This is a genomic window from Campylobacter concisus, from assembly GCF_015679985.1.
GTDB lineage: Bacteria > Campylobacterota > Campylobacteria > Campylobacterales > Campylobacteraceae > Campylobacter_A > Campylobacter_A concisus_AC.
Genome location: NZ_CP049239.1, coordinates 564,938 through 577,607 on the forward strand (window position 1 = coordinate 564,938; position 12,670 = coordinate 577,607).

12 protein-coding genes are annotated in these 12,670 nt (G+C 39.6%); 5 read left to right on the forward strand and 7 right to left on the reverse strand.

Annotated features, from left to right (window positions below; translation table 11 throughout):
- Nucleotides 1-124: 124 nt before the first annotated feature.
- From G5B98_RS02915 to recG, 3 genes are read left to right on the forward strand one after another with little or no spacing between them, the layout of a single operon-like run.
- Nucleotides 125-1,171, forward strand: a complete 1,047-nt coding sequence (locus G5B98_RS02915) for a dehypoxanthine futalosine cyclase (RefSeq protein WP_196087126.1) — start codon at nucleotides 125-127, stop codon at nucleotides 1,169-1,171.
- The gene (locus G5B98_RS02920) at nucleotides 1,172-2,401 is read left to right on the forward strand and encodes a M16 family metallopeptidase (RefSeq protein WP_196087127.1); all 1,230 of its coding nucleotides are present in this window, start codon (nucleotides 1,172-1,174) and stop codon (nucleotides 2,399-2,401) included.
- A complete protein-coding gene (recG, locus tag G5B98_RS02925) occupies nucleotides 2,391-4,208 on the forward strand; it encodes an ATP-dependent DNA helicase RecG (RefSeq protein WP_196087128.1) in 1,818 nt (605 codons plus the stop codon). The genes G5B98_RS02920 and recG overlap by 11 nt, the downstream gene beginning before the upstream one ends.
- A gap of 70 nt (nucleotides 4,209-4,278) precedes the next feature.
- On the opposite strand, the gene G5B98_RS02930 is transcribed toward recG, so the two are convergent.
- The 4 genes from G5B98_RS02930 to G5B98_RS02945 form a co-directional block, all read right to left on the reverse strand.
- Complete coding sequence (locus G5B98_RS02930) at nucleotides 4,279-4,485, reverse strand: excalibur calcium-binding domain-containing protein (RefSeq protein ID WP_196087129.1); 207 nt, start codon at nucleotides 4,483-4,485, stop codon at nucleotides 4,279-4,281.
- An 82-nt stretch (nucleotides 4,486-4,567) separates the two neighbouring features.
- Nucleotides 4,568-5,341, reverse strand: coding sequence for an ABC transporter ATP-binding protein (locus tag G5B98_RS02935; RefSeq protein ID WP_196087130.1), 774 nt, complete (start codon nucleotides 5,339-5,341; stop codon nucleotides 4,568-4,570).
- A complete protein-coding gene (locus tag G5B98_RS02940; RefSeq protein WP_196087131.1) occupies nucleotides 5,341-6,348 on the reverse strand; it encodes a FecCD family ABC transporter permease in 1,008 nt (335 codons plus the stop codon). Before G5B98_RS02940 ends, G5B98_RS02935 begins: the two co-directional genes overlap by 1 nt.
- Nucleotides 6,349-6,351: 3 nt before the next feature.
- The gene (locus tag G5B98_RS02945; protein WP_196087341.1) at nucleotides 6,352-7,383 is read right to left on the reverse strand and encodes an ABC transporter substrate-binding protein; all 1,032 of its coding nucleotides are present in this window, start codon (nucleotides 7,381-7,383) and stop codon (nucleotides 6,352-6,354) included.
- Between the two features lie 223 nt (nucleotides 7,384-7,606).
- Here G5B98_RS02945 and G5B98_RS02950 point away from each other — a divergent pair, with 223 nt between their 5' ends.
- Complete coding sequence (locus G5B98_RS02950; protein ID WP_021090748.1) at nucleotides 7,607-9,838, forward strand: nitric-oxide reductase large subunit; 2,232 nt, start codon at nucleotides 7,607-7,609, stop codon at nucleotides 9,836-9,838.
- Between the two features lie 71 nt (nucleotides 9,839-9,909).
- The gene (locus tag G5B98_RS02955; RefSeq protein ID WP_196087132.1) at nucleotides 9,910-10,452 is read left to right on the forward strand and encodes a DUF1523 family protein; all 543 of its coding nucleotides are present in this window, start codon (nucleotides 9,910-9,912) and stop codon (nucleotides 10,450-10,452) included.
- Nucleotides 10,453-10,916: 464 nt separating this feature from the next.
- On the opposite strand, the gene hpf is transcribed toward G5B98_RS02955, so the two are convergent.
- From hpf to G5B98_RS09390, 3 genes are all read right to left on the reverse strand, one after another.
- Entirely contained in the window at nucleotides 10,917-11,444 is a 528-nt protein-coding gene (hpf, locus tag G5B98_RS02960) for a ribosome hibernation-promoting factor, HPF/YfiA family (protein WP_021090930.1), read from the reverse strand.
- An 80-nt stretch (nucleotides 11,445-11,524) separates the two neighbouring features.
- Complete coding sequence (locus G5B98_RS02965) at nucleotides 11,525-11,947, reverse strand: hypothetical protein (RefSeq protein ID WP_072594818.1); 423 nt, start codon at nucleotides 11,945-11,947, stop codon at nucleotides 11,525-11,527.
- The gene (locus tag G5B98_RS09390; RefSeq protein ID WP_232524614.1) at nucleotides 11,947-12,489 is read right to left on the reverse strand and encodes a hypothetical protein; all 543 of its coding nucleotides are present in this window, start codon (nucleotides 12,487-12,489) and stop codon (nucleotides 11,947-11,949) included. Before G5B98_RS09390 ends, G5B98_RS02965 begins: the two co-directional genes overlap by 1 nt.
- Nucleotides 12,490-12,670: the final 181 nt, after the last annotated feature.

Below are 12,670 nucleotides of genomic sequence, written 5' to 3' on the forward strand. Positions count from 1 at the left end.
CCTTTAAAGAATTTCTCACATTTTAGCCTTTAAAAATTAATTTTTCATAACGCTTGATTTATCATATTTAAAAGCATTTTTGGCTAAACTTTCGCCAAAAAATAAGCAAAATAAAAGGTTAAATTTGAAAAGACTTAGTGTAAATGAAGCCATCGATCTTATAGAAAATGCTCCACTTCACGAGCTTGGCAAGATGGCGCTAGCTAGAAAAAAAGAGCTTCATCCAGATAATATAACGACTTTCATCGTAGATCGCAACATCAACTATACAAACGTTTGTTGGGTGGATTGTAAATTTTGCGCATTTTATCGCCACGCAAAAGAAGAAGACGCTTACGTGCTAAGTTTTGAGGAGATCGGCAAGAAGATCGAGGAGCTTATCGCCATTGGCGGCACGCAAATTTTATTTCAAGGTGGCGTTCATCCAAAGCTAAAGATAGAGTGGTACGAGGAGCTTGTTGGCTACATCAGCAAGCACTATCCAAGTATCACGATACATGGTTTTTCAGCCGTTGAGATCGACTACATCGCAAGAGTTTCAAAAATTTCTACAAAAGAGGTCTTAAGGCGCCTAAACGAAAAGGGCTTATACTCGATGCCAGGGGCTGGAGCAGAGATTTTAAGCGACCGCGTTCGTGACATCATCGCCCCTAAAAAGTGCGACACCGCAGACTGGCTTCGCATACACAAAGAGGCGCACGAGCTTGGCATGAAAACGACTGCTACGATGATGTTTGGTACGGTTGAGAGCATACGTGAGATCGTGGAGCACTGGGAGCACATCAGAAATTTACAAGATGAAACGGCTGGATTTAGAGCCTTTATACTTTGGAGTTTTCAAGGGCTAAATACAAAGCTTATGCAAGAATTCCCTAAGATCAAAAAGCAAAGCTCAAATGTCTATCTAAGACTTCTTGCAGTCTCAAGGCTCTTTTTGGATAACTTTAAAAATATCCAAAGCAGCTGGGTCACGCAGGGCAGCTACGTAGGCCAGCTAGCACTTCTTTTTGGCGCAAACGACCTTGGCTCGACCATGATGGAAGAAAACGTCGTAAAGGCGGCAGGGGCTAGCTTTAGGATGAATCAAGACCAGATGATCGAGCTTATAAAAGATGTCGGAGAAATTCCAGCTAAGCGTAACACAAACTATGATATTTTGGAGAAATTTTAGATGAAAATTTTAGATATCAATGTAAAAAATGTAAAAATCCCAGTCGTTTTTGAAAGCTCAAAAGCTATGCCAGTAGTGAGTCTCAGACTTGTTTTCAAAGCAGCTGGTAGCTCGCAAAATGGCAAGCTAGCAGGTCTTGCAAGGCTAAGTGCAAATTTGCTAAACGAGGGCGATATGAAGCTAGGCTCGGCTAAATTTGCTAAAGAGCTTGAGGTGCGGGCGATCAGCCTAAATGCAAGCTGTGGCTTTGAGACATTTTGCATCGATCTAAACTGCCTAAAAGAGCACTTTGCCTTTGCGTGTGGCAAGCTAAAAGAGCTTATAAGCGCTCCAAATTTGACAGAAGAAATTCTAAATAGGTGCAAAACCGTCACACTTGGCGAGATCGCAGCAAACGAAAACGATTTTGACTACGTGGCAAGGCAGGGGCTTTTTGAGCTTTTATACCCAAAAAGCGTGCTTGCTCAGCCAAGTATCGGCACTAAAAAGAGCGTAAAAGCGATCACGCTTGAAGATGTGAGAAAGTTTTTAAACGAGCATTTAGACCTTTCAAATTTGCTTTGCGTGCTAGGTGGCGACATCGACGAGAAGCAGACAAAAGAGCTTGCTAGCGTTTTAGAGATACTAAAACCTGGCAAAGTGCGAAAACTGGAGCGCTTTAGCCCAAGCGACAAGTGCGAAAGCAGCGAGATCATCAGGCAAAGCGAGCAGGCATACATCTATTTTGGCGCGCCATTTGATGTAAAGCCTGAAGAAAAATACAAGGCCGCAGTGGCGACATTTATCTTAGGCGAGGGCGGCTTTGGCTCGAGGCTTATGGAGGAGATACGCGTGAAAAGAGGGCTTGCATACAGCGCCTACGCTAGAAATTTGCTAAATCTCTCTTACAGCCAGCTATACGGCTACATGCAGACTAAAAATGAGAAAAAAGATGAGGCTATCGCCGTTATAAAAGAGGAAATTTTAAAATTTAGTAAAAAAGGCGTTAGCAAGGCCGAGCTTGAACAGGCGAAGAAATTTTTACTTGGCTCGTTGCCGCTTAGGCTTGAGACGCTATTTAAGCGCCTTGACATCGCGCAGGGCGAGTTTTACGAGCATGGCGAGCTTGGGGCATTTTTAAAGGACCTTGATAAAATTTCAGCCCTTTCGCTAAGTGAGCTAAATAGCTTCATAAAAGCCCACGCAGAGATCAATCAGCTAAGTTTTTGCGTCTTAAAAAATGAAATTTGAAGCAAGCGACAGAGCAAAACTTCTAAAAATAGGCGTGCTTAGCCTGCTTGATCTTGCTCTCGTGCTACCAAAGGGCTTTGAGGATACGACGATCGCTAAGAGCCCAAGAGAAGGGCAGGTCTGCATAAATGTAAAGATCACCTCACTCGCCTCGCGCCCTGGCATGCTAACGGCACTTGCCTTTTGCGAGCAGTGGCAAAGTAGCGTAAAGATCGTCATTTTTAACGCAAAGTCTTGGCACTACGGCGCTTTTAAGACGGGCAAAGAGATGGCGATATATGGGCTTTGCTCCTACGCCTTTGGCTCGTGGCAGATCGTAAATCCAAAAATCACCACAAAAATAGGCCAGATCGTGCCTAAATTTAAGACCGAGCTAAAAGATGAGGAGCTAAAAAAACTCATCTTAAAATATCTAAATTTGCAAAATTTAATGTCTGAGGGCTTAAACGAAAAAGAGGCTAAATTTTTAGCCGATCTACAAAGGCTAGATGAGCAAAGCGTGCAAATTTTATACCGCCTAAAAAACGAGGGCGAGGGCTTAGAAATCTTAAAATTTGTAGAAATTTTTAACTACATAAAAAAGCTAAGTGCGAAAAAAACCTACTTTAAAAGCCCTAAAATCAAGCTTTTTGACATAAGCTCTTGGCTTAATGGCTTGCCATTTACGCCGACAAATGATCAGATAAACGCCATAAATGACATCAGAGACGACCTTAGCGCTGTGCAGGCAAAAAGGCGCGTCATAATGGGCGATGTAGGAAGTGGCAAGACGCTTGTGATCCTAGCAGCAGCGCTTAGCGTCTATCCGCAAAGTGCCATTTTGATGGCGCCAACAAGCATCTTAAGCGAGCAAATTTACAACGAAGCAAAGAGGTTGCTACCTGCTTTTATGAACGTGATGCTAGTGCGAAGTGGGGAGAAAAAGATAGACTTTAGCGGGGTAAATTTTATCATCGGCACGCATGCACTGCTCTTTCACGAGCTGCCAAACTCGCCACTTGTCATGGTCGATGAGCAGCACCGCTTTGGCTCAAATCAGCGCAAAAAGATAGAGGAGCTTGCCTCAAACGAGGATGAGCGAGCAAATTTCGTGCAGTTTTCAGCTACACCTATACCAAGGACGCTAAGCCTCATTCAGTCTGAGATCGTAAATTTTAGCTTTTTAAAGCAGATGCCGTTTAAGAAAAATATAACGAGCCAAATTTTAGGCGCTAGCGAGTTTGGCTACCTGCTCGCTCACATCAAAAAGCAGCTTGAGGGCGGCTTTCAAGTGGCTATCATCTATCCGCTAGTTGAGATCAGCGAGAGCTCAAACTACCAAAGTCTAAGCGAGGCACAGGGCTTTTGGCTAAAGAATTTCAAAAATGTCTTCGTCACACATGGCAAGGACAAAGAGAAAGAGGAAATTTTAAGGCGATTTAGAGAAGAGGGTGAAATTTTGCTCTCAACCACCGTTGTTGAGGTCGGGATCTCGCTACCAAGGCTAAATACCATCGTCATAGTGGGCGCTGAGCGATTAGGGCTTGCCACACTTCATCAGCTGCGCGGTAGAGTGGGGCGAAATGGCGGAGATGGATACTGTTTTTTGTTTACTAAGCTAAAAGAGACACCTGCTAGGTTAAAAGAATTTTGTGCGACAAATGACGGCTTTAAGGTGGCCGAGCTTGATCTTAAAAACCGCCAAAGTGGCGACATATTAAACGGCTTTATCCAGCATGGAGCGACATTTAACTTCTACGACTACGAGGATGATATCACACAGGCCGCAAAGGCGAGAGTAGCGGCACTTGCTAAAAATAATGCCTAGTTGCTTTTGGCTTAACCTAAATTTTTGATTTTGTTGGCTTTAAATTTTAGCGGAGTAAATTTTAATAAAATTATTTTTCTACTCTGCGTTCTTTGCATACATTCTCGCATGGTATGCCGTCACGATCACGGTCAAATCCACTGCATCCGCATTTTCTTAGATAGTGATATGCTTCTTCGCAACTTTTCATCTCTTTGCAGTAGCGTTTAGAACAATCAAATTTATTCGCCGCATTTGCTATCAATGCAAAAAATAAAATCAAAACTACTTTTTTCATTTTTACTCCAAAGGCAGTATTAAATAAGAAAAATAATACAAAAAAGCGCTCTCAAAAGAATTTCTCTTTTGAGAGTATAAATTTAAAGAGGATATGTTAAACAGCACTCTCTTTTTACTTCGTCGATGTAGCTTACGTTTAAGCTTAGTCCGTAAAGCTTGCTTAAATTTTCGCTTCTTATGATCTCGCTAACTGTGCCAAATCCAACCTCGCCATCACCTTTTACAAGTGCGACATATCCGCCAAGAAGCACGGCAAAATCAGGGTTATGAGTGGTTAGCACGACTGAGTAGCCAAGCTCTTTTAGCCACTTAACGGTGCGTAAAAATTTATACTGGTTGCCAAAATCAAGCGCACTCGTTGGCTCGTCAAATATGATTATCTTTGGCTGCGCAGCCATCGCGCGTGCAATCATACACATCTGCTTTTGACCGCCACTCATTTGAGTGATAAATTTCTCTTCAAGGTGCTCGATCTCAAGCTTTTTGGTATAAATTTTAGCGATTTCTTCATCCTCTTTGCTAGGTCTTGCAAAGATACCAAGGTGTGCCGCACGTCCCATCGTGATGAACTCAAGCCCAGTGTATTCATACTCAGTTACCTCGCTTTGAGCGACGTAGGCCATTATCTTTTCTCGGTCTTTATTACTTAGGCTATCTACGTTTTTGCCATCAAGAAAAATTTCTCCTGAAATTGGCTTTAGTGAGCCGCTTATTAGCCCAAGAGTGGTTGATTTGCCAGCTCCATTTCGACCAAGAATAGTTAAAATCTCACCTGCGCCTATCTTTAAATTTACATTTTCTAGTTTGCCAGCCCCATTTGGGTAGCTAAAGTTTAAATTTCTAACTTCAAGCATCATGCAACCTTTTTATTTCGCCACAAGACCCAGACGAAAAATACCGTGCCGATAAAGCCAGTAAGCACGCCAAGAGGCACTTCGCTCACGCTTATACTGCGAGCCAAGGTATCAACAAAAAGCAAAAACATAGCACCCATAAATATGCTTGCAGGCATGCTTCTTATGTTATTTGCGCCAACTAGCATACGAGCTAAGTGAGGCATGAGAAGTCCCACCCAGGCCACTATGCCGCTTATGCAGACGCTACATGCCGTAAGAAGCGTGGCGCAGATGATGATAATAGAGCGCTCAAAAGCTACATTTACGCCAAGTCTAGCCGCACTCTCATCGCCAAGAGAGAGCAAATTTATACGCCAGCTCATTGCGATTAGCAAAATGGCGCAGATGATCATCACAGGTGCTATAAATTTTAAATTTTCACTATCAAGCTTTGCAAGGCTACCAAGCTGCCAATAGACGATATCGGGCAGCTTTGTCTCAGGGTCAGCGACATACTTTAAAAAGCCGATCACTGAGCCCATAAGGCTGCTTACGATGATACCAGAAAGAACTAGCATAAGCGTGCTTGAGCGGCCCATCATCTTTGGTATTGCTAGCGTGATAGCAACGGCTGCTAAGCCAAAGCCAAATGCAAAAATTTGTATCCAAAATAGCGATAGATCAAAGATGATAGCAGTTGCTGCTCCCACGCAAGCACCAGCTGAGACGCCTAGAAGATCAGGGCTTACTAGCTGGTTTTTAAAGACGCCTTGATAGGCTGCACCACTCACGCTAAGAGCGGCTCCAACGAGGATAGCTGCGATAATGCGAGGGATGCGTAAATTTTCTATCACGTTTGTGATGTTGCTAGCTGCACCCTCTCCTAGACCAACGCTGTGAGCTAACACGCTAAAGACATCGCCAAATGATATGTAAAACCTACCAACGCAAAGTGCGACAAAGGCGCAAAGAAGCGTTAGCAGAGCTAAAAAAATGGTAACTAATGAAAAATTTGCGTTTTTCATATATTATTTTTTGCTACCGTCTGGGTTTAGACCTTTTAGGATATAGCCATACTCTGTATCGCTAAGATCGTGGTTTAAGAATTCTTTGTAAAACTCTTTTGTCTTAGCTTTTACATCTATATCTTTAAATAGATCTGGTTGGATAGTCTTTGCTGCCCATAAAATTTGAAGAGCGCTCTCTGCGCCGTATCTATCCCAGCCAAAAACGCCTTTTGGGTTGCCATAAACTTTGCCGTTTTTAACAGCATTTGAGCCTGAATATGCAGGGTTTTCTTTGATGGCTTTTATTTGCTCATCTGTATCAGCGCCACCAACGATGATGATATCAGGGTTTGCGTTGATGAGCTCTTCAGCTGTTAGCTCGATCATAGAGCCTTCTTTTGAGACTGCGTTTTTGCCGCCAGCTAAATTTATCCAAGTGTTTATGATAGTTTTTGTGCCATCAACCTTTAATAAATTTGCTCCGCCAAGCAAGTGAAGCACTTTTGGACGTTTAGCATCAGGGATGTCTTTTGTCTTATCAGTTACAAATTTGGTGTTATCTTGGATATTTTTTGTAAGTTTATCAGCCATAGCTCTAGCCTTGTCAGTGCCGATCACTTCAGCTGTTGCGTAGATACTTTTTTCCATATCTGGATAGTCTCTAAAGATCAAATTTACAGCGCTAAAGCCGTTTTTGCTAAGCTCGTCTTGATAGTTTTTGCTTGAGACTACGACAACATCAGGGGCAAGCTTAACAAGCTCTTCGATCTGAAGGTCTTTGCCATCAAGCGCGGCTGGTAAATTTTTAAGTCTTGGATAGACGAGGGCGAACCACTTGTTTTTCTTGATCTGATCGGTTGTGGCTACAACTTTATCCATACCGCCAAGCGCTAGGATGATCTCGTTGTTTGCATGCCAAAGAGCAGCGATCTTTTCAACCTTCTCAGGCACGCCTACTTTGACGCCTTGCATATCTGTTATGCTTCTAGCAGACTCAGCTGCGTTTAGGCTAAGAGCCATAAAAAGTGAAGCAACAAGGCTAAATTTAGCCATTTTTTGCAAAAAAATTTCTTTGCATATTTTTTTCCTTTACTTTAAAAATATAAAGTTGTATATTAATAATTTTTAGGTTAATTCTATGTAAAAATCCGCCAATTTCATAAATTTTTTAAAATTTTTATTAAGACAATATATATCTTTTATTGACATATATCATTAGCCACTTTTTTAAAATGAGATAAACTTCGCCTTAAAATTTTTAAAAAAAGGAGAATCAATGCGTGAATACAAAAAGTATTGGCTAGCACTTGTTGCAGTACTAGTAATTTGCTTTAGTATTTTAGGCTACTACGGCGTTGAGGTTTATAGAAGCTCGCCACCAGTTGTAAATTTTACAGATGAAAATGGCAATGTCGTTATCGACAAAGAGAGCATCTATAAAGGTCAAGAGGCCTGGCAAAGCATAGGAGGTATGCAAGTTGGCTCTGTTTGGGGACACGGTGCATATCAAGCGCCTGATTGGAGTGCGGACTGGCTTCACAAAGAGTTAGTTATATTTTTAGAGTTAAAAGCAGATGAAATTTACCACTCAAAATATGCTGACTTAAATGATGAGCAAAAAGCAAATCTAAAAGTTCTACTTAAAAAAGAGTACCGAGAAAATGGCGTAAAAGACGATAAAATCGTACTTAGTAGCGATAGATTAAAGGCTATGAAACAAGTAAGCCAAGAGTATTCATCACTTTTTGGAAATGACCCTAAGTTTAAATCTTTAAGAGAAGCTTATGCGATGAAAGAAAATACTCTTCCAAATGCTTCTGATAGAGATGATCTTAATAACTTTTTCTTCTGGTCAGCCTGGGCAACCGCAGCAAATAGACCTAATAGCGATGCTACATACACAAACAACTGGCCACATGAGCCACTAATCGATAATGTACCAACAAGCGAAAATATCTTTTGGTCAATCGCAAGCGTTGTAATACTTATTGCTGGTATTGGATTTCTTGTTTGGTTTAGCTCTTTTTATGGTAAAAAAGATGATGAAAAATTAGAAGCTATTAGCGAAGATCCACTTAGTAAATTAAGCCTAACTCCATCTCAAAAAGCTCTTAAAAAATATCTTTTTGTGACTTTGGCTCTTTTTGCATTCCAAATTTTAATAGGCGGCTTTACAGCTCACTATACAGTCGAAGGACAAGAATTTTACGGTATAAATTTATCAGCTTATATTCCTTATTCACTTGCTAGAACATGGCACATTCAGGCTAGTATTTTCTGGATTGCGACAGGATTTTTAGCAGGTGGTCTTTTTCTAGCACCTATTATAAATGGCGGTAAGGATCCAAAATTCCAAAAGCTTGGCGTAGATTTATTATTTTACGCACTACTAATCCTTGTAGTTGGCAGTTTTGCTGGCGAGTATTTAGCGATCGCAAATATTATGCCTATAAATTTAAGCTTCTGGTTTGGACATCAAGGATATGAATATATCGAGCTTGGACGTGTTTGGCAAATTATTTTATTTGTTGGTCTTGTCATTTGGATGCTACTTTTACTTCGCGGATTTATCGGCGGATTTAAGAACAAAGGTGACAAAAATTTACTTGCTATCTTTGCAGCTTCAGCCGTTGCAGTTGGATTATTTTACGGAGCAGGATTATTTTACGGCCAAAGAAGCCCACTTCCAGTGATGGAATACTGGCGCTGGTGGGTTGTGCACCTTTGGGTTGAAGGCTTTTTTGAAGTCTTTGCTACCGCTTCACTTGCTTTTGTATTTGTTAGTCTTGGTCTTGTTTCAAAGAGATTTGCTACGTTTTCAACACTTGCGAGTGCATCACTTTTCTTAGTAGGCGGAATTCCAGGAACTTTCCACCACTTATATTTTGCAGGCACTACAACACCTATAATGGCAGTTGGCGCTAGCTTCTCAGCACTTGAGGTAGTTCCTCTTGTATTGCTTGGCGCTGAAGCTTATGAGCATTATAGACTTCAGTTTGCTCAAACTTGGGCTAAGACATTAAAATGGCCACTTTACTGCTTTATCGCAGTTGCTTTCTGGAATATGCTAGGCGCTGGTGTATTTGGATTTTTAATCAATCCTCCGATTTCATTATTTTATATCCAAGGCCTAAATACGACTCCAGTTCACGGACATGCAGCACTATTTGGTGTTTATGGATTTTTGGCACTTGGATTTGTTTGGCTAGTAGCTACTTATCTATTCAAAGGTCAAGAATTTGATGAGAAGCTTATGAAAGTAGGCTTTTGGGGCTTAAATATAGGCCTTATGTTAATGATCGTGCTTTCGCTACTTCCAATAGGAATTTATCAAGCATTTGCAAGCCTAGAGCATGGCATGTGGTATGCAAGAAGCGCTGAGCTTTTACAACAATCACACTTACAAAATTTAAGATGGGTAAGAATGATTGGCGATACGATTTTAATAATCGGTGGAATCAGCTTCCTCGCACAACTTCTAAAATTTATGCTTAATAAAAAAGCTTAAAACTAAAGGGGCATTTTGCCCCTTTATTAAGCTATCTTTTCATAAAATAACGCAAATTCAAAAGGAAAGAAATGATTACATTTTTTAAAAGAATTTGCGTTATTTTTATCGTGCTCTTACACTCTTTTTTAGCTCTTGTAGTTGATTATTCATTTCCACATTATGCAAATGTACAAATCACAGGTAGCGATCTCAAACGTATGGACAAAGATGGCATTATCGATGATAAAAATCCAGCTGATGGCCTTACTAGAGATATTTATCTTATCTATACTAAAGATTCTAATAATCCAAATAAAGTCATGGCTTATAGAAATGAAGATACCGCATGGGGGTTTCCGTTTTATTTTAAATTTAACTCAGCTGATGTACAAGCCAAGGTTCAAGGTTTTGCAAATAGCGATAAAAACGTTACTGTAAAATATTATGGATATAGAATTTCTATGCTTCAAGAGTTTAGAAATATTATATCGCTAAAAGAAAACTGCAATGATACTAGTTGGCCGGTAGCTAGCTATGTATTTTACTTTATCTTATTTATCTCGCTAATCATTTGGATAAGAAAGATAAATAAGGCCTTTAGACCAAAAACTAGTGAAAATTTAGAGAAATAGATTACATTTGTTTTAGCTATTTGATATTTTAAAAATCAAAAAGAGAACTTTGTCTCTCTCTTTTATCTTTAAAAATTTCTGACGTTATCAGGCATTCTTAGCTCGTTTGCTTTGTTGTATTATTTGCCACATTCATCTACGTTTTTCCAGCTTATAAAGTAAAATTACACATCCAGATGCTTAAAATTATTTTTAAGAAAATCACCCACTTTTTTATGGCATGTAATTCTTTGCCTTGCCATTCATCGGTTGTGACCTAATTTAGTTCGCCAAGATCTTCTAAAAATGGCTTACAGGGAAGCCTTCTTGTATCTAGATCTATCTTATGCAAGGATGTCTATTATATTTTTAAAAATTTAAAGCCATTTTGCTGGCGTAGCAGTCTTTGTAAGTAGGGTTTTGGACTATAGGAAGAAATTTATAGTGGGTCGGTATAAATTTTAGGGGCAAAGCTGCCCCTATTTTTAGTAAAGACCGAAAGTTCCGTCTGTTCTTTTGTAGATCACACGCATTTTTGCGTCAACATCGTTAAATACATAAAATTGTTTATCACTTGATTTTAGTTTCTCAAGTGCTTCTTCGACTTCAAGTGGTTTATAAATTTCAAGCTCCATAGGCACGATTTCTTCAACGCCTTCGATCTTTTCTTCGCCTATTCTTGAGCGAAATTCTTTATCGTCAGCCTTGCCTTTAACAGTAAATTTCTTATCATGCTCTCTTCTTAAAACTTTTGATGCTTTTTCGATAGCAAGATCGATCGCAGCGTAAAGGTCTTTATCTTTTTGGCGAACGACTATGGTGTCTTTATGTGCCATATTTAGAGAAAATTCTGCGTTAAAACCTTTCTTGCCTTGTTTTTCATCGGCTGCTACAACACATCTTGCAGAGATAATGTCGAGATTGTATTTGCCAAGTGTATCAAAAGCGTCTTGGATATAGTTTTTGATTGGCTCTGTTAGCTCAAATTGTTTTCCTACAATGCTTATGTTCATCGTAATCTCCTTTATAGAAAGTAAGATGATTATAACACGCTAAAACTAAAAACAAATTAAACTAAAATCTTTATAAAATTTTAAAGTTTCTGAAGAGTTCGTTTGTGAAAATTTATAGGATTTGGCGTTTTTTTATCTTTTGATGTTACAAAAACATCAAAGATCATGTTGCCAGTACTTGCGACCCCGTTTGTCCCTGGCATGATGGTCGGTGGAGTGCATATACCGATATCGCCAAAGTAAGTTATTTTTACTTTAAAGTCGAACATATCGTTAAATTCTCCATTTACTTTATCTAAGCATTTATTTGAGAAATCAGTTCTAAAAATTTCAAACATCGCATACTCTGCTGCTGCTTGAGCAACGAGTTGTGCTTGCTCTCTTAGATAAATTTCACTGCTTTGTCTAGCTGATGTGCTAGCTATCGAAAGAGCAAGAGTGCTGATAGAGGCTGCTACAACTAGAAAAAATATCGCTGCTATTAACGTAAATCCTTTTCTCATTAATAAACCGCCTTTGACTTGCAAATGGTTATTTCTGATTTTTCTGCTTTAAGACAAAGCTTTAGCGCGATGACACCATTTTTTTCTGTAAAGACAAATCTTGTTACGTGTTTAGCTAGTGTCGCACTTTCGGCTTTGATAGCCTTTGTAGATGTTGAGTTAAATTTTTTAAAACTTTCATTTAGCCATGGTCTATAGTTGTAGTAAATTTTAAGGTCAAAAGAGCCGCTTTGTATATCCTCGGCACTTTGCTCAGCTGGTGCTATGGCAATGGCTGTGTAAGCTAGCTTATACTGTTCTGAAATTTTTTTATTTTTAAAATCACTTGAAATCTTAAGCGTGTCGATTGATTGTATGCCAACTTTTGCGATATCTAAGTGCCTTTGGTCTAAATTTTCTTGATAGCCAAAGCTACTACCAACTCTATAAAGTATGCTAGAAAATATCGCTACTAAACCGCCATTTTCATTATCTGCGTTTATACACCTAGAGCCGCTATTTACATCTTCTTCATCGCTATCATTTTCGCAGGTCAAGTCCATTACACCGTTTCTAAAAGCATCATTAAATTTGCTTCCAGGGCTTTTTAGTCCATTTGCAACAGAGCTATTTGCAAGATCTACATATCCGCTATATATGCCTTCTTCAAAGATGGGATCTCCGTTAGTATCATCTCCTTTATATTCGTTTATGCCATCAAATAGCTCATAAGCAGCTGGGATA

What these genes read in the sequence shown, in the direction of transcription:
- G5B98_RS09390 (WP_232524614.1), bottom strand. Translation starts at nt 12,489, where the DNA reads ATGGACTTGACCTGCGAAAATGATAGCGATGAAGAAGATGTAAATAGC.
- G5B98_RS02945 (WP_196087341.1), bottom strand. Translation starts at nt 7,383, where the DNA reads ATGGCTAAATTTAGCCTTGTTGCTTCACTTTTTATGGCTCTTAGCCTA.
- G5B98_RS02930 (WP_196087129.1), bottom strand. Translation starts at nt 4,485, where the DNA reads ATGAAAAAAGTAGTTTTGATTTTATTTTTTGCATTGATAGCAAATGCG.
- G5B98_RS02940 (WP_196087131.1), bottom strand. Translation starts at nt 6,348, where the DNA reads ATGAAAAACGCAAATTTTTCATTAGTTACCATTTTTTTAGCTCTGCTA.
- G5B98_RS02920 (WP_196087127.1), top strand. Translation starts at nt 1,172, where the DNA reads ATGAAAATTTTAGATATCAATGTAAAAAATGTAAAAATCCCAGTCGTT.
- G5B98_RS02965 (WP_072594818.1), bottom strand. Translation starts at nt 11,947, where the DNA reads ATGAGAAAAGGATTTACGTTAATAGCAGCGATATTTTTTCTAGTTGTA.
- G5B98_RS02935 (WP_196087130.1), bottom strand. Translation starts at nt 5,341, where the DNA reads ATGCTTGAAGTTAGAAATTTAAACTTTAGCTACCCAAATGGGGCTGGC.
- hpf (WP_021090930.1), bottom strand. Translation starts at nt 11,444, where the DNA reads ATGAACATAAGCATTGTAGGAAAACAATTTGAGCTAACAGAGCCAATC.
- G5B98_RS02950 (WP_021090748.1), top strand. Translation starts at nt 7,607, where the DNA reads ATGCGTGAATACAAAAAGTATTGGCTAGCACTTGTTGCAGTACTAGTA.
- G5B98_RS02955 (WP_196087132.1), top strand. Translation starts at nt 9,910, where the DNA reads ATGATTACATTTTTTAAAAGAATTTGCGTTATTTTTATCGTGCTCTTA.
- recG (WP_196087128.1), top strand. Translation starts at nt 2,391, where the DNA reads ATGAAATTTGAAGCAAGCGACAGAGCAAAACTTCTAAAAATAGGCGTG.